This is a genomic window from Sutcliffiella horikoshii, from assembly GCF_021991925.1.
Lineage (GTDB): Bacteria > Bacillota > Bacilli > Bacillales > Bacillaceae_I > Sutcliffiella_A > Sutcliffiella_A horikoshii_F.
Genome location: NZ_RXZI01000003.1, coordinates 194,170 through 216,330 on the forward strand (window position 1 = coordinate 194,170; position 22,161 = coordinate 216,330).

Below are 22,161 nucleotides of genomic sequence, written 5' to 3' on the forward strand. Positions count from 1 at the left end.
TATGAGAAAAATGGTAAGTAGAGGAATTTGTTTATTGAAATAATGTTAACAGCCTTACTTGCCTATCTTTTGACCTGTTATTAGTACCAAATACCAAAACTAAGTAACAATGTCTGAGAGTTTTAACCTTTGAATTGTAGATGAGTGGGAAAATACTAGTCAGCTTAAGTATCCTTTTTACTCAAATAAAGGGAGGTTCTGTTGTTTTGTTAAAGGATTTGTTCACAAAAAAGAAAAAATACGCATCCATTCCCTCCGAACAAGCACACCAAGATGTGCCGGAAGGAATCATGACCAAATGTCCAAGTTGTAAGAAAATCATGTATACAAAAGAATTGATGAAAAATTTGAAGGTGTGTCTGCACTGTGGCCACCATCATCCAATGAATGCAAAAGAGAGAATTCAAAGCTTATTAGATAAAGGGAGCTTTAAGGCATATGATGTGGAAATGGTGTCTGAAAACCCACTGAACTTCCCTAACTATCTAGAAAAGCTTGAAGGAGATCAAAAGAAAACAGGCATCAATGAGGCAGTTGTAACAGGTGAAGGAACCATCAACAGCTATCCGCTTGTCATTGCAGTCATGGACTCTACTTTCCGTATGGGAAGCATGGGGTCGGTAGTCGGGGAGAAGATTACTCGTGCTATCGAAAAAGCAAAAGAGAAGCGAGTCCCATTCCTTATTTTCACCGCTTCTGGTGGTGCGAGGATGCAAGAAGGCGTATTAAGTTTAATGCAGATGGCCAAAACTAGTAGTGCTTTGAAGATGCATAGCGAAAGCGGCGGATTGATCATTTCTGTGATGACCCACCCTACTACCGGTGGGGTTTCTGCAAGTTTTGCCTCACTAGGAGACTATAACTTTGCAGAACCTAAGGCATTGATAGGTTTTGCAGGTCGACGCATTATTGAACAGACCATCCGGGAAGATCTTCCGGAAGACTTTCAAACAGCAGAATTTTTATTGAAGTGTGGTCAATTGGATGCGGTCATTCCTCGTCTTGATTTAAAAGAAACCTTAACAAATGTACTAGATATTCACCAAGGAGAGGGGGAGACGAGATGGTAGGAGAAATGGAGTTTGAAAAACCTGTTGTGGAACTTCGAAAGAAAATAGGAGAGTTGAAGGAATTTACAAAAAATAGCGATATGGACCTTTCTAGTGAAATAGAAAAGCTAGAAGTCAGACTCGAAAAGCTAGAAGCAGACATCTATGGCAACCTTTCACCATGGGATCGTGTTCAAATTGCCAGAAATCCTGAACGTCCAACAACCCTTGATTATATAGAACGGGTATTTACTAATTTCCTGGAGTTGCACGGAGATCGCTATTACGGAGATGATGAGGCCATCGTAGGCGGAATCGGAAAATTTGAAGGCGTTCCTGTCACCATCATTGGCCACCAACGCGGAAAGGATACGAAAGAAAACATCCGCCGTAACTTTGGTATGCCTCATCCAGAAGGATACCGAAAAGCATTGAGGCTGATGTACCAAGCCGAAAAGTTCAACAGGCCGATTGTATGCTTCATCGACACGAAGGGTGCCTATCCAGGGAAGGCTGCAGAAGAGCGTGGACAAAGTGAAGCAATCGCTAAAAACCTGTTTGAAATGGCCGGATTAAAGGTGCCGGTCATCTGTATCGTTATCGGGGAAGGTGGAAGTGGCGGAGCGCTTGCGCTAGGTGTCGGCAACCATGTGCATATGCTAGAGAATTCCACCTATTCGGTCATCTCTCCAGAAGGGGCAGCAGCCATTCTATGGAAGGATGCAAGCCTTGCAAAAAAGGCAGCAGAATCAATGAGGATCACTGCACCTGACCTTTTTGACCTTGGAATCATTGATAAAATCATACCTGAAGCAATGGGTGGGGCACATAAGAATGTAGATTTCCAGGCGAAGGGCATTCGTGAAATCTTGAAGGAGTCTCTCCAGGATTTGATGCCTCTTAGCGCGGATGAACTGATCGAACATCGTTATGCAAAATACAAACGAATCGGAGCCTTTTCCTTCAAGGAGCAATTAAAGCCCGAAAAGATAAATCAGTAAAAGAAGGACGGGTTTTTACTCCCGTCCTTCCAGTGTGTAGACAAGGCTAGTAAAATCAAATTCTCTAGTTGATCGCAGTGGAAGGAGCGAAGACTCCAGCGGGAGGAAAGGACATGGAAGACCCCGCAGGCGTAGCCGAGGCCACTGAAAAACCCAATAATTTATGGTCCTAATGATTTCTAGCTGTCGATTGGAGCAAAAGGCGAAGACTCCTGCGGGGAGGTAGCGACAATGTTGAGACCCCGCAGGGCGCAGCCCGAGGAGGCTCAAGGTCGCCCCGCGGAAAGCGAAGCCGTTTGCGGAAATCAACAGCGGTATGGAACAGTTTACTAAAATAATGTACTTTTTCAGTGGCTTTGGCGTAGCCCGAGGAGGCTTCCGGACTGCCCGCGGAAAGCGAAGCTCCTGCAACGAAGATCAACTCTTCCAACAGATAACCTAACTGTTTTATAGTTTGTCAACAGTCTGAAAGGACGGGTTTTTACTCCCGTCCCTCTTTTTTTCCCTGAAATCTTTTATCTTATTATTGATTTAGAAAAAATATGGGTATCCTTAGAAGTAGGCACAGTGGACTGTGGCTATCACAGGAATACATCACCCATATTAAATAGGTAGGAATCAGTCCCTCTAAAGAATGGCAAAAAAAACCACCTCAAATAAAAGCGCATACATAAATATAATCGACAGATTTCAGTTGTTTTCGACATATCTTCGTGGTAATTTTTATTATGGAGACTTTACATACCACTCATTTTTCAAATAAAATAAATGTTTGGGTATACGTTTATAGGCAAATTAGCTCAAGAGGTGAAATAAATGAAAAGAATAGGCGTTCTAACAAGTGGTGGAGATGCACCAGGGATGAATGCTGCGGTCCGGGCAGTAGTAAGAAAAGCCATTTTTCATGATATGGAAGTATTCGGAATTTACCGTGGGTATGCGGGATTGATCGATGGGGACATCAAGAAGCTTGAAATAGGCTCCGTTGGAGACATCATTCACCGTGGTGGCACCATGTTATATTCTGCAAGATGTGAAGAGTTCAAAACTTTAGAGGGTCAGCTTAAAGGAATTGAAAACCTCAAAAAACATGGTATCGAAGCTCTTGTTGTAATTGGTGGAGACGGTTCGTATCAAGGAGCCAAAAAATTGACGGAACATGGATTTCCTTGTATCGGAGTCCCTGGTACGATTGATAATGACATTCCAGGTACCGATTTTACGATTGGATTTGATACGGCGCTAAATACTGTTATCGATTCCATTGACAAAATCCGTGACACGGCAACTTCTCACGAACGTACATATGTGATCGAAGTGATGGGACGTCATGCAGGAGATTTGGCACTTTGGGCAGGTCTTGCGGGTGGTGCAGAAACTATCCTTATCCCTGAAGCGAAAGATGACATGCAGGAAGTCATTGCTAGACTGAAACGCGGAACGGAACGTGGGAAAAAGCATAGTATCATCGTCGTAGCTGAGGGAGTCGGCAGCGGGGTTGAGTTCGGTAAGAAGATAGAGGAAGAAACGAATTTCGAAACACGTGTCAGTGTGCTGGGACACATTCAACGTGGGGGCTCACCAACAGCGTTTGACAGGGTGCTTGCTAGCCGCTTAGGTGCTCGGGCAGTGGAACTATTAAGGGAAGGTCAAGGTGGAAGATGTGTAGGAATCCAAAGCAATGTGCTGGTGGATCACGACATCATTGAGGCGTTATCTAAATCCCACTCCATCGACACAAAAATGTATGACCTTTCTAAAGAACTTTCCATCTAGCAATATAAGCGCATTGGAATCGTTTTCATTACCAGGTTCTTGAGGCTTATGTTGGTGTAATGACACTCTATTGCTTTATAATAAAAAAGGACGATAAGAACGGTATATAATTAGGAGGAAACTTTACATGAAAAAAACCAAAATTGTTTGTACGATTGGACCAGCCAGTGAAAGTGTCGAGACGTTAATTCAATTGATCGATGCAGGCATGAATGTTACTCGCCTGAATTTCTCTCACGGTGATTATGAAGAGCATGGAGCACGTATCCGCAACATCCGTGAGGCGGTTGAGCGTACAGGTAAAAATGTCGCGATCTTACTAGACACAAAAGGCCCGGAAATCAGAACGCATACCATGCAAGATGGTGCAATTGAATTAGAACAAGGGAAAGAAATCATCATTTCCATGGAAGAAGTAATCGGAACAACGGAAAGATTCTCCATTACTTATCCTGGACTTATGGAAGATGTACAACCTGGTTCCCGCATTCTTTTAGATGATGGACTTATCGGATTGGAAGTTCTTGAGATCGGAAACAATGAGATTAGAACAAAAGTCCTTAACTCTGGTACATTGAAAAACAAAAAAGGTGTAAACGTACCTGGTGTAAAAGTGAACCTTCCTGGAATTACGGAAAAAGATGCGAACGATATCCGTTTCGGAATTGAGCAAGGAGTGGATTTCATTGCGGCATCTTTCGTGCGTCGCGCGTCTGACGTCCTTGAAATTCGTGAATTATTAGAAGCACATGATGCTGCCGACATCCAGATCATCCCTAAAATTGAAAACCAAGAGGGAGTTGACAACATCAACGAAATCTTGGAAGTATCAGATGGCTTGATGGTTGCACGTGGAGATCTTGGTGTGGAAATACCTGCAGAAGAGGTACCACTTGTACAGAAAGATCTTATCAAAAAGTGTAACCTTGCTGGAAAGCCTGTCATCACGGCAACTCAAATGCTTGATTCCATGCAACGCAATCCACGTCCAACTCGTGCAGAAGCAAGTGACGTAGCGAACGCAATCTTTGATGGCACTGATGCCATCATGCTTTCTGGTGAGACAGCTGCAGGTTCCTACCCTGTTGAAGCAGTTCAAACAATGCACAACATCGCGTCCCGTGCAGAACAGGCATTGGCATATGGTGAAATCCTTTCTAAGCACAGTAAGCAAGCTGCGCTGACAGTAACGGATTCCATCGGTCAATCTGTCGCATATACAGCAATCAGCTTGGACGTTTCTGCGATCGTAACTCCAACGGAAAGTGGACATACAGCACGTATGATTTCCAAATACCGTCCAAAGGCACCGATCGTTGCGGTCACTTCTTGTGAAGCGGTTTCCCGTAAGCTAGCATTAGTATGGGGTGTGTACCCACGCATTGGCCGTCAAGCGACTTCTACGGATGAAATGTTGGATGTAGCAGTGGAAGAATCCTTAAACACTGGTATCGTTTCCCACGGTGACTTAATCGTTATTACAGCAGGTGTTCCGGTTGGGGAAAAAGGCACAACGAACTTGATGAAAATTCACGTTGTCGGAGACGTGCTGGCAAGTGGACAAGGCATCGGCAGAAAATCTGCTTTTGGTAAAGTCGTAGTGGCAAAAACAGCGGAAGAAGCTGCTGAAAAGATGACACAAGGTGCCATCTTCGTAACGAATGGAACGGACAAGGATATGATGCCTTCTTTAGAAAAAGCATCTGCCTTAATTACGGAAGAAGGCGGTTTGACTAGCCATGCTGCGGTTGTTGGATTAAGCCTTGGCATCCCGGTAATTGTTGGAGTGGAGCTCGCAACATCTGTTCTGAAAGACGGACAAGAGATCACAGTAGACTCTTCTAGAGGCACCATCTACTCTGGCCACGCAAGCGTACTTTAATAGTTGGACATGACCCCATATATCCCTGCATATGCTAGGATATATGGGGTCTTTTTGTATTTACCGAAATAAGATGATTTGCGCGTCTAGGCTGACTCTTATCTTCTGTACACAACTCAAATTAGAGTAATCCTCGTATTTTTGATATAATTGATTGGAAGTTTGGTTTTAAAGAAATGGGGTTGTCCTCTTATGTTTAGAATTTTATTGGCATTGATAATCGTTGTACCAGCATTGGAGATTTGGATCCTTATTACCGCAGGAAAGCTAATTGGTGCGATACCAACGATTCTATTAATCATCCTCACAGGAGTCTTGGGAGCTTGGCTAGCAAAATACCAAGGTATTTCCGCGCTCAGAAGTGCACAACAAAAAATGAATAGCGGGCAGATGCCCGGTGAGGTCATTATCGACGGTCTCTGTATCTTAATTGGAGGCGTAGTGTTGCTTACTCCCGGTTTTATTACGGATGCCATTGGCTTTGCATTGCTTTTACCACCAACAAGAAACCTGATTAAGCCATCCATCATGCGTGTCATTAGAAATAGAATGGACCGCGGACAATTTATAGTAATCAATAGAAGATGATAAGAGTAACGAAAAGACGGTGGTGGAAATTCCATTGCCTTTTCATCAAATCATGATAATATAAAAAAATAGACAGAGAGCATTGTAAAATTTGTAAAATTAGTTTGGGGGAAATAGAATGAAACATTGGTTGAAAATAGTGCTGGTGTTAACCTTGGTTTTATCTGGACTTAGTTTAACGAACGTTGTACAAGCTGCCGGTGGAAAAGATGAAGAAGAAAGTATCAATGAAAAGTTCGGCTTGCCAATCGTCGTGTATGGCGGGACGTTGAATGATGACCAAAAACAAGAAGTTCGAAACCTCTTGAATGTGAAAAATCCTGAAATGGTAGAAGAAATAACAGTTACAGGTGAGGATCTTGTAAAGTACATCGACGGAGAAGATCGTAATGCACGTATGTTCTCTTCGGCTAAAATAACTAGGAAAGAAAAAGGCGAAGGCCTTGTTATAGAGAGGGCAACTCCTGAAAATATTACACAGGTAACCGATGATATGTATGCAAATGCCTTATTAACAGCTGGGATTGAAGATGCAGAAGTTATCGTCGTCTCTCCGGTAAAGGTAAGCGGCCATTCCGCATTGGTCGGCATCTATAAGGCTTATGAGGTAAGCGGGGAAGAGCTCAACAAAGACCGTATGGAAGTGGCAAATGAAGAGTTGAACATCGCTACTAAACTTGCAGAAGAAGAAGGCATGGATAGCGAAAAGGTAAGTGAACTACTGACAGAAATCAAGAAACAGATTGCAGAACAAAAGCCTGCTACCCGTGAAGATGTAGAGCGGATTGTAGAAGAGCAGCTTGCTAAACTCCAAATTGAGCTAAGTGAAGAGGACAGGCAGTTACTGATTGATTTGTTTGAAAAGATGCGCTCACTCAACATCAATTTTGACAATGTGAAGCAGCAGCTTGAGGATATCTCTAAGGACATCAAAAACAGAATTGAAGAAGTCGTCGGAAATGAAGGCTTCTGGCAAGGTGTAGCCGATTTCTTCCGTGACTTGTTCCAGTCTATTGCGAATCTGTTCAAATAAGATAGGATGACCGCTTTCTCTCTTTGGGAGGAAGCGGTTTTTTAGTATGAAGATCACTGTGACGCAAGGAGGAGTAGGGAAGTCTTTATGATGGATTAGAGCCGTCCAGTGGTAAACGGAAAAAGTGCCCGCTCCTCATCTAAAGAAGCAGGCACATACCTATCCAACAAAACCAATCACCTTACACGATTCTATTTTTTCCTACAACAAACAAATAGATATCCTTTATCACATCTGCCTTCCAGAGCGTATTGAAAATGACAACGGTAACTGGACCGACGATCAAGCCAAGAAACCCAATTAACTTGAACCCGACAAACAAGCTGACTAATGTGGCGAGTGGATCAAGTCCGATGCTAGAAGACAAGATCTTTGGTTCCATTAACTGGCGCTGTACAATCACAATCAAATATAGAACTCCAAGTCCAATTGCGAGGGGCAGGTTGCCACTGATTGCCAAAAAGATTATCCAAGGCACAAACACTAGCCCTGTGCCAAGATAAGGGATCAAATCGACCAGTCCGATAATCAAGGCTACCGTAATGGCATACTCGACACGTAATATTAACAATCCTATTAAAACGATAATGGTCGTGATGGAAATAAGTGTTGCCTGGGCACGCATGAACCCGAAGAATGCTCTCTTAAGGCTTAAGAAAACTTTGGCTAGGCTACCCTGTGCTTTCATTGGCGTGATCCGTTTCAACCTAGCTTTATGCTTAAACCAATCTTTGCTGATGAAGAAAGTGGCCAGCAAGGAAAAAATCAGGACGGTGGCTACACTTGGGATCCAAGTAATTAGCTTAGGGAGATTCGTCAAGAAGGTTTGAATGAACTCTCCTACGGTGCTCGCTACCGTTGCGCCGATATTTTCAATATTCGTCAATAGGGACTGTTGTTGCCCTTCTTCCAAGCTGTGGAACATGTTGCTGATCTGATTGAAAAAAGGGAGTATTTCCATGACGACAAATTGCTCTACATACACAACCAAGGTCTCAAAATGTCCAGGCACCACTTTTGCCAAATACTCAGTACCGGATACAATTTCTACAATCAACAGAGTGACGACACCAGCGACGGTGGCAAATACAGCCATCAATGATAGGAAAACCGCCAAACTCCTGGGAAGTCGTCCTTTTGTTTCAAGGAGATTGACGAGTGGGTTAATGAGAAATGCAAGAATTAATGCAATGATGAATGGATACGCGATGGAGAATAAATAATAAAAAGAGATAAGGCCAATCGTGATGATGGATAGAACCAGGAGGAGTCTGAAAAAGATATGTACATAGTTCCAGTTCAACAAAAACACCCCTTACTGCCAGAAATTCCTTATAAATAATTTTACAACCTAGACCATACTTTTCATAGTTTTATATTTTACAATTTGGAAAATTCAGTACAATGCCAATCCTTTTTCTTTCTCTTTTCCATATGGTAGTATGAGAATTAGGCTCATGTGTTTGGAAGGATGGAAACAAAATGTTTAGTCAAGCTACTTTATTTTTACTAGTACTTCTTTTAATAGGTTTTATCGCAAAGAATCCATCCTTGATGTTTGCTGTCGCTGTATTGCTTGTTATTAAAGTTATTGGTATGGATAATAAAGTATTCCCTTATCTTCAATCTAAAGGAATCAATTGGGGAGTAACGATCATTACCATAGCGGTTCTTGTACCAATTGCTACTGGTGACATAGGGTTCAAGCAGCTGCAGGAGGCGCTGAAATCCTCTTATGCTTGGGTGGCACTTGGTGCTGGTATAGCGGTTGCACTTATTGCAAAAAGCGGTTTGACCTTGCTTGCCAACGATCCGCATATCACCACAGCCCTTGTATTTGGTACCATTCTTGCCGTTTCTTTGTTCAATGGAGTGGCAGTCGGTCCATTGATTGGTGCAGGTATAGCCTATCTAGCAATGAAGGTAGTCGAGTATTTCACCTAAGGGAAATTTCACAAATTGTTTTTTCGTAATAATATTTTTTGAAGGACTTTCCTTCTTTTCATTCACAAAAGACTGAAAATTGTTTATAATAGGGACAAGGACACTTCCTTCCTACTTAGCAACAGAAACATTGTTCGCCGAAAATGCGCGCGCACCCATGAATGTAATGGATATGGCGCTTATTTTTATGAATGGAAATGTAAGCATTTTCTTAGTTTGCTAGATTCTGAATTGATAAATTACTCTAAATAATTATGCAGAGATATAATTTTTATCATTATGTTGAGCAAGCGTTCGGGTGAGCAATGGTAGAAAAGGATTTGGGGAAATTTTCACATAAAGGAGAGGTTTCAAATGACAACAACTAAAGGTCTAGAAGGAATTGTAGCAACAACTTCCGCTATCAGTTCCATTATTGACGACACATTAACGTATGTTGGCTACAACATTGATGACTTAGCAGATCATGCTAGCTTCGAAGAGGTAATCTATCTTTTATGGCATCAAAAGCTGCCAAACAAGGAAGAGTTAGCTTCCCTTAAGAAGGAGATTGCAGAAAATGCTGCGCTTCCTGAAGAAGTGATCAACCATTTCAAAACGTACCCAATCGACAAAGTCCATCCGATGGCTGCTCTTCGTACTGCTGTATCCCTACTTGGGCTATATGATGCGGAAGCAGATAATATGGATCCGGAAGTAAACTACCATAAGGCTGTCCGTCTGCAAGCTAAAATGCCCACAATTGTGACAGCGTTCTCAAGAATCCGCAAAGGCTTAGACCCAATTGCGCCAAGAACAGACCTCGGTATGGCTGCTAACTTCCTATACATGCTGACTGGTGAAGAGCCATCCGAAGTGGCAATCGAGGCATTCAATAAAGCATTGGTGCTTCACGCTGATCATGAGCTGAATGCATCCACATTCACTGCACGTGTATGTGTAGCTACATTGTCTGATGTCTACTCTGGTGTTACTGCTGCAATCGGCGCATTAAAAGGTCCATTGCATGGTGGAGCGAACGAAGCGGTAATGAAGATGCTTTCAGAAATCGGTGAAGTGGAAAATGCAGAAAGCTATATCCGTGAAAAGCTTGCAAATAAAGAAAAAATCATGGGCTTCGGTCACCGTGTATATCGCCAAGGAGATCCTCGTGCGAAGCATTTGCGTGAAATGTCTGAGAAGCTTACTCATCTTACAGGGCAGCCGAAATGGTATGAAATGTCCGTGAAGGTAGAAGAGGTTGTTACTTCCGAGAAGCCACTTCCACCGAACGTTGACTTTTATAGTGCCTCTGTATATCACTCTTTAGGAATCGACCATGACCTGTTCACACCGATTTTCGCTGTGAGCCGTGTATCTGGTTGGTTGGCGCATATCCTTGAGCAATATTCCAACAACCGTCTGATCCGCCCTCGTGCCGATTACACAGGTCCTGGAAAACAGGATTATGTACCATTAGAAAAACGTAGCTAATCAACTATTGTCGCATCGAGCGACAATAGTTAAATCTTTGTTATAATAAAATAGGGGAAAGCGAACCCTTCCCCGGAAAACTAACGTAATGATATTTTCTTAGGAGGTTTTTACATTGACACAAGGAACAAAAATTACAGTTACAGATGGTGTTTTAAACGTACCTAACAACCCGATTATTCCATTCATCGAGGGAGACGGAATTGGTCCTGATATTTGGGCATCTGCTTCCCGAGTTTTAGAAGCAGCTGTTGAAAAAGCATACAATGGGGAAAAGGAAATCGTTTGGAAAGAAGTATTGGCTGGGGAAAAAGCATTCAACCAAACTGGTGAATGGTTGCCAAGTCAAACACTTGATGATATCCGCGAGTACATAATTGCAATCAAAGGACCTCTGACTACTCCAGTAGGTGGCGGAATCCGTTCTCTTAACGTTGCTTTACGTCAAGAGTTGGACCTTTTCACATGCTTACGTCCTGTTCGTTATTTCCAAGGAGTCCCTTCTCCAATTAAACGTCCAGAAGATACTGACATGGTTATTTTCCGTGAAAACACAGAAGATATCTATGCTGGTATTGAATACGCAAAAGGCTCTGAAGAAGTAGAAAAGTTAATCAATTTCCTTCAAACAGAAATGGGAGTTAACAAAATCCGTTTCCCTGAAACTTCCGGTATCGGAATCAAGCCTGTATCTGAAGAAGGTACGTCCCGTCTTGTTCGTGGTGCGATCAACTATGCAATCGAGCATGGCCGTAAATCTGTAACATTAGTACACAAAGGAAACATCATGAAGTTCACGGAGGGTGCTTTCAAAAACTGGGGTTACGAGTTGGCTGAAAAAGAATTCGGCGATAAAGTATTCACTTGGGCACAATATGACCGTATCGCGGAAGCGGAAGGTAAAGATGCTGCAAACAAAGCTCAAGAAGCTGCAGAAGCTGAAGGCAAGATCCTTGTGAAGGATTCCATCGCCGATATCTTCTTACAACAAATTCTTACTCGTCCAAAAGAGTTCGATGTTGTTGCGACAATGAACCTGAACGGTGACTACATTTCTGATGCACTTGCTGCACAAGTAGGTGGGATTGGAATCGCTCCAGGAGCAAACATTAACTATGAAACTGGTCACGCAATTTTCGAAGCTACACATGGTACTGCTCCGAAATATGCTGGTCTTGATAAAGTAAATCCATCTTCTGTTATCCTTTCTGGTGTATTGATGCTTGAGCACCTTGGCTGGACAGAAGCTGCTAAACTTGTAGTGGATGCTATGGAAAAATCCATCGCTTCTAAAGTAGTAACTTACGACTTTGCACGTCTAATGGACGGCGCAACAGAAGTGAAATGCTCCGAGTTTGGCGACGAACTAATTAAAAACATGTAATTTCCAAAAAAGCAAAAACTCGTGAAGGGTTTTTGCTTTTTGAAAATAAGTACTGTTTACACGATTTTCTAGCTGTTGATTGGAGCAAAAGGCGGAGACTCCAGTGGGGGAGTAGCGACAATGTTGAGACCCCGCAGGCGAAGCCGAGGAGGCTCAAGGTCGCCCCACGGAAAGCGAAGCCATTTGCGGAAAACAACAGCGGTGTAAAAGTTGTTTATAAATAGGTTAGGGAGGAATGAATATGACAATGAGACGTAAAAAGGTATCGGTTATCGGTGGAGGCTTCACAGGCGCAACCACTGCATTCTTACTCGCGCAAAAAGAACTCGCAGACGTTGTACTTGTAGATATCCCGCAAATGGAGAACCCTACAAAAGGGAAAGCATTAGACATGTTAGAAGCGAGTCCAGTGCAAGGATTTGATGCAAATATCACAGGTACATCCAACTATGAAGATACAGCTAATTCCGATATTGTCGTCATCACTGCCGGTATTGCCCGCAAACCAGGTATGAGTCGTGACGACCTAGTAACTACTAACCAGAACATCATGAAAAGCGTAACAAAGGAAATTGTAAAGCACTCTCCTGATTGCTATATCATTGTGTTGACCAATCCAGTAGATGCCATGACATATACCGTTTTCAAAGAATCCGGCTTTCCTAAAAATCGCGTAATCGGCCAGTCTGGTGTATTGGATACGGCACGTTTCCGTACATTCGTTTCTCAAGAACTTAACCTTTCTGTAAAAGACGTTACTGGATTTGTACTTGGTGGCCATGGCGATGACATGGTTCCACTTGTCCGCTATTCCTATGCGGGGGGGATCCCACTAGAAACATTGCTTCCGAAAGATCGATTGGACGCGATTGTGGAAAGAACCAGAAAAGGCGGCGGAGAAATCGTAAACCTTTTAGGTAACGGTAGTGCCTATTATGCTCCTGCAGCCTCCATGGTGGAAATGGTGGAAGCAATCCTTAAAGATCAACGCCGTATCCTCCCTTCCATCGCATACTTGGAAGGCGAATATGGACATGAGGGAATCTACCTTGGCGTTCCAACCATTCTTGGTGCTGGTGGAATCGAGAAGATTATTGAACTGGAATTAACAGAAGAAGAAAAAGCTGCACTTTCCAAATCAGTCGAATCCGTCAAAAACGTCATGAATGTTTTATCCTAACAGAAGCGAGAAAAATCAATAACCAAGTTCGTAGTGGAAGGCGCGTAAACTCCAGCGGGAGGAAGGGACAGGGGAGACCTCCAAGTGTTGTGAGGAGGCTCCCGGACCGCCCGCAGGAAAGCAAAGAGCCTTTAACGAAGTCTACTGTAACTTTCAACGGGGAATTCTTTCCCCAAATTTTTACCATACTATTGTAACCGTTTTCAAATTATACAAAGGGAATTTTTTTCACATCAGCAGGGGGTGTCTATATGTTACTTGGTAAAAAGAGAAAGCTTGGGAGAAAGCTGGCCGAGATCCAAGTGGGAGAAAAGCTGGAGTTGACCGAAAAAATAGAAGATAAAGACCTACTACTTTATCTAGGACTGACAAATGACGCAAATCCATTGTATATCCAACACGATTATGCGTCGCAAACTCCTTTCAAAAAACCGATCGTACCTAGCATCATGCTAACTGGTATCATTACATCAGCTGTTTCCAAATATTTGCCCGGACCCGGAAGTCATGTCATCAGTCAGGATATTTCTTTTCCGAAGCCTGTCTATCATTACGGAACCATTCAGTTTCTTTTTGAAGTGGTGGAGGTCAACGATCAAGATCACAGCATCGTAATGAGTGTCCATGGAACAAACGAAGATAATCAAACGGTCGCAAAAGGCACCATTACAATCTGCCCGCCCCATCGACTAGAACCGATGGAAAGCAGTGCAATGGAAAACTTTTAAGAAGAGCTTAGGTTTCTAAGCTCTCAGTGTGTAGACAAAGAAAAATTCATAGCAGTTTTCAAGTTGATCGCAGTGGAAGGAGCGAAGACTCCTGCGGGAGGAAAGGACATGGAAGACCCCGCAGGGCGTAGCCCGAGGAGGCTTCCGGACTGCCCGCGGAAAGCGAAGCTCCTGCAACGAAGATCAACTCTTCCAACAGATAACATAACTAGTTTATAGTTTGTCAACAGTCTGAAGAGCTTAGTTTCTAAGCTCTTTTTTTTCGTTTATCGTTCCATGTTGTGATGAATAATGTTTACGTGTAAAATGGATACGTAATGATAGATAAATTAATAGAGTTGGCATCAGGGTGGAAAAAGGGTTTTCCAAAACAGTTGGTGGAGGAAAAGAATGAATAAGAAAATTCTTATAGTAGACGACGAACAATCCATTGTGACATTGTTACAGTACAATTTACAGCAGGCCGGCTATGATGTTTCCGTGGCAATGGACGGAGAAGAAGGCTTGAATAAGGCGATGAATGAAAAGTTTGACATGATTGTTCTTGATCTTATGCTCCCAAAGAAAGATGGAATTGAAGTTTGCAAAGAGCTCAGACAGCATAAAATTCATACACCAATCTTGATGCTTACCGCTAAAGATGACGAATTTGATAAAGTTCTTGGACTTGAACTTGGTGCAGATGATTATATGACCAAACCATTCAGCCCAAGGGAAGTGGTTGCAAGGATCAAAGCGATTCTTCGTAGGATGCAACAGCATACGACTGTAATGGAAACACCGAAGGAGGAAGAAGATACTTCCGAAAAGATTGTGATTGGTGACGTGAAAATACTCCCGGAACATTATGAAGCATACTTCCGTGAAAATCGTCTGGAACTGACTCCGAAAGAGTTTGAACTACTTGTGTATCTTTCAAAAAATAAAGGAAGAGTGTTGACGAGAGATCAATTGCTCAGTGCGGTTTGGAATTATGATTTTGCCGGTGATACAAGGATTGTGGATGTCCATATCAGTCACTTGCGTGAAAAAATAGAAACAGACACGAAAAAACCTACATATATAAAAACAATCAGAGGACTTGGTTACAAGTTGGAGGAACCGAAAATACATGAATAGGTTCCGCTCTAGACTCCTATTTGCACTCATCACGTTGATTATAGTGGTGCTTGTGTGCCTTGGATTGTTACTCGGTCAACTTTTTAAGACTTTCTATTTGAATACGTTCAATCAAAGGTTGGTAAAAGAAACAAACCTAGTAACGATGCTAGTGGAAGAGGAGACCACGATCACCAACGAATTGCAGAAGCACTTGGATGACGTAAGTGGTACATTGTCCGCGAGAATAAGTATTACCGACAAAGATGGAATCGTCCTCTATGACACAAATGGCCCTTCTCCAACAGGAGAGGATTCGCATCAGGATATTATTAGGGACACAATCCAAAACAATAAAGATAAAGACAAAATCTTCTATGAGCAGAATAATGAGTTTTACTATTATGGTAGCTCCATTACACGTGACGGTGTCCGGGATGGATATGTCATGCTAAGTACGCCGATTGATTCTTTGCAAAGGGTGAACCAGCAAATATGGGGATTGCTTATTGCAAGCCTTGGTGCGGCATTTGTGGTTATTTTACTTCTAGGTGTCAAAATCACCTCCCAATACACACGTCCAATAGAATCTGCGACAAAGGTAGCGATGGAGCTTGCCAAAGGAAACTATAAGGCCAGGACCTTTGAAGAACATGTGGATGAAACAGGGATGCTGAGTCAATCCATCAATATACTCGCAAGAAATCTGCAGGATATGACGAAAGCACAGGAGATGCAGCAGGATCGACTGCGCACCCTTATTGAGAGTATGGGAAGCGGACTTATCTTGATTGACGGTCGTGGTTATGTAAATCTAATTAACCGGGCCTATAAGGAAACATTTGATGCAGACTCTTCTGATTATCTCTACCGATTATACTATGAAGCGATTGAACATAAAGAGATCGTCAGCTTGATAGAGGAGATATTCATGACAGAGGTGAACGTCCGCAAACAGCTTCTTCTCCCTCTGAAAATCGAGAGAAGGCACTTTGAAGTGTATGGAGCGCCCATTATAGGTGTCAATGATGAGTGGAAAGGAATTGTGCTTGTTTTCCATGATATTTCGGAATTGAAGAAGCTCGAACAGATGCGGAAGGACTTTGTTGCGAATGTATCCCATGAATTGAAGACACCGATCACCTCGATCAAAGGTTTTTCCGAAACATTGCTGGATGGCGCAATGAATGACAAAGATACATTAGAATATTTCCTTTCCATCATTTTAAAAGAAAGCGACAGGCTGCAATCCTTGATAGAAGACTTGCTAGATCTTTCTAAAATTGAAAAGCAAGGCTTCAAACTTAATCCGGAGTATTTCGAGATCAGTGGTATATTAGAAGAAATCTTTGTGATTTTGAAAGGAAAGGCAAAGGAAAAGGAAATCGAGCTTATCTTAAATCGGCCGCAAAAAGACTTGTTTTTGTTTGCTGATGCTTCAAGGGTGAAACAGGTTTTCATTAATCTTATTAACAATGCCATCGCCTATACACCGGCTGGTGGCGAAGTGAAGGTGAACGTGGAAGAGGTTGGGGAAGAGATTGTGATAGTAGTTTCAGATACAGGTGTCGGGATGGAACAAGAAGAAATTCCACGAATTTTTGAGCGCTTTTACAGGGTGGATAAAGCGCGAAGTCGAAATTCAGGTGGAACCGGACTTGGCTTGGCCATTGTAAAGCACATTGTGGAAGCTCATCATGGCACAATTTCTGTGAAAAGTAGATTAAATAAAGGTACGATCTTTACGGTAAAATTGTCTAAAGAAAACAAAGATTTACAATAGCTTTACACACCTTTCATAACACCTTAACAAAGCTTTGTTACTATAATCTATGAAAACCCCTTCATCCAAGGAGCCAATTTTGGAAGAGGAGAGAGCCCACCCTGCTCTCTCCTTCTTTTTTTTGGGGGGCTCTGTTAAACACCGCTGGTGATTTCCACACTGAGCTTCGCTTTCCACGGGGCGCTTGCGGAGCCTCTTCGGCTTGGCCTGCGGGGTCTCCGCTAAGCGCTACCTCCCGTAGGAGTCTACGCCCTGTGCTCCAATCCCCAGCTATAAGACTCTCTTAAATCAATCTAATCCTTTAATAAAGCTTTTTAAAAAAAACGAAACTTTCTCCACTCCCTAACGTATAAATCAACGAGAACATAAAAAGGGGAGATTACAACATTGATAAGTTTAAAGCGCATTTATATGACCGTTTTTCTAGTGGTCCTTGCTGCGGTTATCGGGTCGGTTGCCTTGACATCCTGGTACACGGTCGACCAATCCGAACAAGCGGTAATCCTGACTTTCGGAAAAGTGGAAGAAGGAATCAGTGAGCCTGGGCTGCACTTTAAAATGCCGTGGCCTATCCAGGACGTAAAAAAGTTATCAAAGGAGACATTCAGCTTACAATTCGGCTATGAAGAGAGAAACGGAGAAGTAGTTGAATACACCAATGATACCAAAATGATTACAGGTGACGAAAATATCGTATTGGCGGATATGGTTGTCATGTGGAAAATAAGCGAACCAGGTAAATACTTATTTAATAGTGATGATCCGCAGGCAGTTCTATATAATGCAACGTCTGCCTCTTTAAGAAGCATTATTGGAAGCACACAAATTGATGAAGCACTTACTTCTGGTAAAGCACAGATTGAAGTGGAGGTGTTTGACCTCTTAACAACCCTGATGGAAACCTATGATATTGGTATTTCTGTCACATCCGTCAATCTTCAAGACGTGGAATTGCCGAACGCAGAGGTGCGTAAAGCTTTTACAGACGTAACAGATGCACGTGAAATGGAGAACACCAAAAACAATGAAGCAAAAAGATATCAGAACCAGCGCATGAATGAGGCAGAAGGGGAAAAGGACGCCATCATCTCCAAAGCGGAAGGGGAGAAGGCGGCAAGAATTGAGCGTGCTCGTGGAGACGTTGCTAAATTCAACTCCTTATATAATGAATATGTGAACGCTCCGGAATTGACGAAGAAGCGTCTCATTTTGGAAACAATGGAAGAAGTATTACCATATGCGGAGATCTACATTATGAATGATGATGGCAATACGATGAAATACTTCCCGCTCCGGACGGAAAACCCTGCACCAAAACCACCAGCGAACCCGGAAGGAAGTGGGAACAATGAGTGATCAAAACATCATCAATCTCGAAAAGAAAAAGCCTGATGTCCAATGGAAGACCATTATCCGTGGTGGATTATTTGGAGTTATAGTCCTTGTTATCCTGGGAGTGATCCTGGCCAATGTCTTTGTAGTAAAAGAAGGCGAATATAAGGTGGTCAGACAGTTTGGGGAAGTAGTCAAAATTGTGGATGAACCCGGGTTGAATTTCAAAACACCATTTATCCAATCTGTTACGACTGTCCCTAAGTACCAGATGCTATATGATGAAGCAAGTGCAGAGATAAACACTCGCGACAAAAAGCGGATGTTAATCGATAACTATGTGGTTTGGCGAGTCGAAGATCCACAATTGATGATCAGCAACCTTGCAAGTCTTGTGAACGCCGAAACAAAAATGTCTGAATTTGTTTTCTCTGTCGTCAGAACAGAGCTTGGTCAATTAAATTATGATGATATCATCAACGATGAAAAATCTTCTAGGGGTAGTCTGAATGATCGAGTCACGGAAAGAGTGAACCAACTGCTAGCAGGAAATAATTATGGAGTCGTGGTGACAGATGTACGAATGAGAAGAACGGATCTGCCACCAGAAAATGAAGATGCTGTATTCACACGAATGATTTCCGAACGGCAATCAACTGCACAGGAATATCTTTCTCGTGGGGATGCTGACAAAAACAGAATCATGGCAAATACTGATCGTGAAGTAAGGGAAATCCTTGCAAAAGCGGAAGCTGATGCTGATACCATCCGCGGGCAAGGTGAAGGGGAAGCGGCAAAAATTTATAATGATACGTTCTCTAAGGATGCAGAATTCTACGAGTTATACCGTACTCTTGAGTCCTATAAAAAGACCATTGACGGTGAAACGGTCATTGTCCTCCCATCTGATTCTCCATATGCCAAGCTCCTAATGGGTGGAATGGAATAAAAAGAGTAAATTAAATGAAATAGGATGAGTGAAATGGAGCGAACGGAACTCGATTCCAGCGGGGGAGTAACGGTAGGTAGAGACCCTGAAGCGTTGTGAGGAGGCTCAAGCACTGTCCCGCGGAAAGCGAGTGCCTGTAGCGGAAAGCAACGGCCTACTCAAAAGCTAAAAACTCCAGCCATAACAATAAAGCCACAATTTTTGTTTCTATTCCTATCCATGATAGAATAGAGGAAGAATTGCGGCTTTTTTACATTAGATTATACATAAGAAAAAAGGTACAAGGAGGAGTCAACTTGGCAAACAAATTAGTATTGATTGATGGGAACTCCATTGCTTATCGTGCTTTCTTCGCACTACCACTATTGAGTAATGAAAAAGGGATACATACCAACGCTATTTACGGGTTCACTATGATGCTGATGCGCATCCTGGAAGAGGAAAAACCTACACATATGCTGGTGGCATTTGATGCAGGTAAGACGACTTTCCGACATAAGACGTTCGGGGAATACAAAGGCGGCCGTCAAAAAACGCCACCTGAACTATCTGAGCAATTTTCTTTCCTAAGAGAGCTTCTAGACGCCTACAACATCAAACGTTACGAGCTACCTGATTATGAAGCAGATGATATCATCGGTACCCTTGCACAGCAGGCTGCCAAGGATGATTTTGAAGTGAAAATCATCTCTGGTGATAAAGATTTAACCCAACTTGCAACAGATAAAATCACAGTGGATATTACGAAAAAAGGAATTACAGACGTGGATTCCTACACACCTGCCTTCATTGAAGAGAAATATGGCCTGAACGTAGACCAAATCATTGACATGAAAGGACTGATGGGGGATTCCTCAGATAATATTCCTGGTGTGCCTGGAGTTGGGGAAAAGACGGCTATCAAGCTGTTAAAAGAATTCGGCACGATTGAAACTCTACTTGAATCCATTGATAAAGTCAGCGGTAAGAAACTAAAGGAGAAGCTAGAGGACAATAAAGAACAGGCAATCATGAGTAAAGAGTTAGCCACCATCATGACTGAAGCACCAGTGGAAGTCACAGTGGAGGAACTTCTTTATGAGGGCTTCGACAAGAAGAAAGTGATTGATATTTTTAAAGAGCTCAGCTTCAACTCCCTATTGGACAAGCTTGGGGAAGATGGAGAAACGGTAACGGAGGACTTGGAGGATATTTCATTCGACATACTGGAAGAAGTGAAAGAAGAACACTTTGCCAAAGAGAACTTCTTTATGGTGGAAGTATTGGATGAAAATTACCATCGTGCAGACATCCAAGGGATTGCACTTGTTAATGAAACAGGGAACTATTTCATTCCAACAGAAGTAGCATTGAAGTCGGAGGAGTTTGCTGCATTTGCATCAGATTCCAATAAAAAGAAGACGGTCTTTGACGCGAAGAGAGCTATAGTGGCATTGAAGTGGAAAGGAATTGAGTTGAACGGAATCGACTTTGATTTCATCATTGCTTCCTATATCGTCAATCCTTCGGAAACCTCCACCGACCTTGCTGATATTGCACGAAAGAAAGGCTACTATCAAATCGAAACAGAAGAAGCGGTTTATGGAAAAGGCGCAAAACGTAGTGTTCCCGAGCAGCAAACAGTGGCCAACCACCTTGTACGAAAAACGTTTGCGATGCAGGAAATGAAAGAATCGTTTATTCATGAACTAAAAGACAATGAGCAACTCGAGCTGTTTGAAGAGCTTGAAATGCCATTAACATTGGTGCTGGCAGAAATGGAAGCGCTTGGTATCAAAGTGGATAAAGCCCGTTTAGAAGAAATGGGAGCCGATTTGGGTGAAAAACTGGAAAGAATAGAAGAGAAGATATTTGAGCTTGCTGGTGAAAAGTTCAATATCAATTCTCCGAAGCAACTGGGTGTCATCCTTTTTGAAAAGCTAGGACTTCCACCAGTTAAGAAAACAAAAACCGGTTACTCCACTTCCGCTGACGTATTGGAAAAGTTGGCTGAAAAACACGAAGTGATTCAACAAATCTTGCATTACCGTCAACTTGGAAAATTAAAGTCTACCTATATTGAAGGGTTATTGAAGGTTATCCATGAAGATTCTCATAAAATCCACACCCGTTTTAACCAGGCGCTAACCCAAACTGGACGCCTTAGCTCCATCGATCCGAACCTACAAAATATTCCGGTTCGTCTAGAGGAAGGAAGAAAGATTAGAGAGGCATTCATCCCATCACACGAGGACTGGGTCATTTTTGCTGCCGATTATTCTCAGATCGAATTGAGGGTTCTAGCGCACATAGCAGACGATGAGAAACTGATAGAGGCATTTAGGGATGATGCAGATATCCATACCAAAACGGCAATGGATGTGTTCCATGTATCAGAGGAGGAAGTCACGTCCAACATGCGCCGCCAGGCAAAGGCAGTAAACTTCGGGATTGTTTATGGTATAAGTGACTACGGTCTCTCGCAAAGCCTGGGCATTACGCGGAAAGATGCCAAAACGTTTATTGACCGTTATTTAGAAAGTTTCCCGGGTGTGAAAGAATATATGGAAGACAGTGTACTCGATGCGAAGGACAAAGGCTATGTAACCACCCTCCTTCATCGTCGTCGTTATCTGCCTGAAATCACGAGCAGTAACTTCAACCTGCGAAGCTTTGCGGAAAGAACAGCCATGAATACTCCAATCCAAGGAAGTGCCGCGGACATCATCAAAAAAGCGATGATCGACATGTCCGCAAGATTGGAAGAAGAGAACATGCAGGCGAAAGTTCTTTTGCAAGTGCATGATGAACTTGTATTTGAAGCACCTAAAGAGGAAATAGAAAAACTGAAGAAAATCGTACCGGAAGTGATGGAGCAAGCGGTGGATTTGAAGGTTCCGCTTAAAGTGGATTATTCCTACGGCTCCACATGGTATGATGCGAAATAGAACAACTACAGACAAGAAGTAAGAGGATGTGTTT

The 22,161-nt window shown here is 42.6% G+C and carries 17 protein-coding genes; 16 read left to right on the forward strand and 1 reads right to left on the reverse strand.

All coding sequences use genetic code 11. The features are described 5' to 3' along the window. The first annotated feature begins 206 nt into the window (after window positions 1–206). From accD to EKQ44_RS10570, 6 genes are all read left to right on the forward strand, one after another. On the forward strand, window positions 207–1,070 hold the full coding sequence (gene accD, locus EKQ44_RS10545) for an acetyl-CoA carboxylase, carboxyltransferase subunit beta (RefSeq protein WP_237663502.1): 864 nt from the start codon (window positions 207–209) through the stop codon (window positions 1,068–1,070). Next, complete coding sequence (gene accA / locus EKQ44_RS10550) at window positions 1,064–2,050, forward strand: acetyl-CoA carboxylase carboxyl transferase subunit alpha (protein ID WP_237663504.1); 987 nt, start codon at window positions 1,064–1,066, stop codon at window positions 2,048–2,050. The genes accD and accA overlap by 7 nt, the downstream gene beginning before the upstream one ends. Window positions 2,051–2,866: 816 nt before the next feature. Then, window positions 2,867–3,826, forward strand: coding sequence for a 6-phosphofructokinase (gene pfkA / locus EKQ44_RS10555; RefSeq protein ID WP_237663506.1), 960 nt, complete (start codon window positions 2,867–2,869; stop codon window positions 3,824–3,826). Window positions 3,827–3,953: 127 nt separating this feature from the next. Further along, window positions 3,954–5,708 (forward strand): pyruvate kinase, encoded by a 1,755-nt coding sequence (gene pyk / locus EKQ44_RS10560; RefSeq protein ID WP_237663508.1) that lies wholly within the window; start codon window positions 3,954–3,956, stop codon window positions 5,706–5,708. A gap of 192 nt (window positions 5,709–5,900) precedes the next feature. Next, window positions 5,901–6,296 carry an FxsA family protein gene (locus tag EKQ44_RS10565; RefSeq protein WP_237663509.1) on the forward strand — a complete coding sequence of 132 codons (396 nt, stop codon included), beginning with the start codon at window positions 5,901–5,903 and terminating at the stop codon, window positions 6,294–6,296. Between the two features lie 118 nt (window positions 6,297–6,414). Then, a complete protein-coding gene (locus EKQ44_RS10570) occupies window positions 6,415–7,329 on the forward strand; it encodes a DUF1002 domain-containing protein (protein WP_237663510.1) in 915 nt (304 codons plus the stop codon). A 181-nt stretch (window positions 7,330–7,510) separates the two neighbouring features. On the opposite strand, the gene ytvI is transcribed toward EKQ44_RS10570, so the two are convergent. After that, window positions 7,511–8,632, reverse strand: a complete 1,122-nt coding sequence (gene ytvI, locus EKQ44_RS10575; RefSeq protein WP_237663511.1) for a sporulation integral membrane protein YtvI — start codon at window positions 8,630–8,632, stop codon at window positions 7,511–7,513. A gap of 179 nt (window positions 8,633–8,811) precedes the next feature. On the opposite strand from ytvI, the gene EKQ44_RS10580 reads away from it, so the two are divergent. The 10 genes from EKQ44_RS10580 (at window position 8,812) to polA (ending at window position 22,127) form a co-directional block, all read left to right on the forward strand. After that, on the forward strand, window positions 8,812–9,273 hold the full coding sequence (locus EKQ44_RS10580; protein ID WP_237663512.1) for a DUF441 domain-containing protein: 462 nt from the start codon (window positions 8,812–8,814) through the stop codon (window positions 9,271–9,273). Between the two features lie 354 nt (window positions 9,274–9,627). Continuing rightward, entirely contained in the window at window positions 9,628–10,746 is a 1,119-nt protein-coding gene (citZ, locus tag EKQ44_RS10585) for a citrate synthase (RefSeq protein WP_237663513.1), read from the forward strand. A gap of 115 nt (window positions 10,747–10,861) precedes the next feature. Then, window positions 10,862–12,130 (forward strand): NADP-dependent isocitrate dehydrogenase, encoded by a 1,269-nt coding sequence (gene icd / locus EKQ44_RS10590; RefSeq protein ID WP_060664806.1) that lies wholly within the window; start codon window positions 10,862–10,864, stop codon window positions 12,128–12,130. Window positions 12,131–12,371: 241 nt separating this feature from the next. After that, window positions 12,372–13,310: a malate dehydrogenase gene (gene mdh / locus EKQ44_RS10595; protein WP_237663515.1), complete on the forward strand. Its 939-nt coding sequence runs from the start codon at window positions 12,372–12,374 to the stop codon at window positions 13,308–13,310. 251 nt (window positions 13,311–13,561) lie between these two features. Next, complete coding sequence (locus EKQ44_RS10600) at window positions 13,562–14,038, forward strand: MaoC/PaaZ C-terminal domain-containing protein (protein ID WP_237663516.1); 477 nt, start codon at window positions 13,562–13,564, stop codon at window positions 14,036–14,038. A gap of 390 nt (window positions 14,039–14,428) precedes the next feature. Next, window positions 14,429–15,157 carry a response regulator transcription factor gene (locus tag EKQ44_RS10605; RefSeq protein ID WP_237663517.1) on the forward strand — a complete coding sequence of 243 codons (729 nt, stop codon included), beginning with the start codon at window positions 14,429–14,431 and terminating at the stop codon, window positions 15,155–15,157. Further along, a complete protein-coding gene (gene pnpS / locus EKQ44_RS10610; RefSeq protein ID WP_237663519.1) occupies window positions 15,150–16,919 on the forward strand; it encodes a two-component system histidine kinase PnpS in 1,770 nt (589 codons plus the stop codon). The genes EKQ44_RS10605 and pnpS overlap by 8 nt, the downstream gene beginning before the upstream one ends. Before the next feature lie 387 nt (window positions 16,920–17,306). Further along, window positions 17,307–18,275, forward strand: a complete 969-nt coding sequence (hflK, locus tag EKQ44_RS10615) for an FtsH protease activity modulator HflK (protein WP_237663520.1) — start codon at window positions 17,307–17,309, stop codon at window positions 18,273–18,275. Next, window positions 18,268–19,200, forward strand: a complete 933-nt coding sequence (gene hflC, locus EKQ44_RS10620; protein ID WP_237663522.1) for a protease modulator HflC — start codon at window positions 18,268–18,270, stop codon at window positions 19,198–19,200. The genes hflK and hflC overlap by 8 nt, the downstream gene beginning before the upstream one ends. A gap of 296 nt (window positions 19,201–19,496) precedes the next feature. Beyond that, window positions 19,497–22,127 carry a DNA polymerase I gene (polA, locus tag EKQ44_RS10625; RefSeq protein ID WP_237663523.1) on the forward strand — a complete coding sequence of 877 codons (2,631 nt, stop codon included), beginning with the start codon at window positions 19,497–19,499 and terminating at the stop codon, window positions 22,125–22,127. The last annotated feature ends 34 nt before the right edge of the window (window positions 22,128–22,161 follow it).

Bases quoted from the DNA above. Each gene is read 5' to 3' on its own strand.
- citZ (WP_237663513.1), top strand. From the start codon at position 9,628: ATGACAACAACTAAAGGTCTAGAAGGAATTGTAGCAACAACTTCCGCT.
- hflC (WP_237663522.1), top strand. From the start codon at position 18,268: ATGAGTGATCAAAACATCATCAATCTCGAAAAGAAAAAGCCTGATGTC.
- pnpS (WP_237663519.1), top strand. From the start codon at position 15,150: ATGAATAGGTTCCGCTCTAGACTCCTATTTGCACTCATCACGTTGATT.
- EKQ44_RS10565 (WP_237663509.1), top strand. From the start codon at position 5,901: ATGTTTAGAATTTTATTGGCATTGATAATCGTTGTACCAGCATTGGAG.
- EKQ44_RS10580 (WP_237663512.1), top strand. From the start codon at position 8,812: ATGTTTAGTCAAGCTACTTTATTTTTACTAGTACTTCTTTTAATAGGT.
- pyk (WP_237663508.1), top strand. From the start codon at position 3,954: ATGAAAAAAACCAAAATTGTTTGTACGATTGGACCAGCCAGTGAAAGT.
- EKQ44_RS10600 (WP_237663516.1), top strand. From the start codon at position 13,562: ATGTTACTTGGTAAAAAGAGAAAGCTTGGGAGAAAGCTGGCCGAGATC.
- accA (WP_237663504.1), top strand. From the start codon at position 1,064: ATGGTAGGAGAAATGGAGTTTGAAAAACCTGTTGTGGAACTTCGAAAG.
- pfkA (WP_237663506.1), top strand. From the start codon at position 2,867: ATGAAAAGAATAGGCGTTCTAACAAGTGGTGGAGATGCACCAGGGATG.
- EKQ44_RS10605 (WP_237663517.1), top strand. From the start codon at position 14,429: ATGAATAAGAAAATTCTTATAGTAGACGACGAACAATCCATTGTGACA.
- EKQ44_RS10570 (WP_237663510.1), top strand. From the start codon at position 6,415: ATGAAACATTGGTTGAAAATAGTGCTGGTGTTAACCTTGGTTTTATCT.
- mdh (WP_237663515.1), top strand. From the start codon at position 12,372: ATGACAATGAGACGTAAAAAGGTATCGGTTATCGGTGGAGGCTTCACA.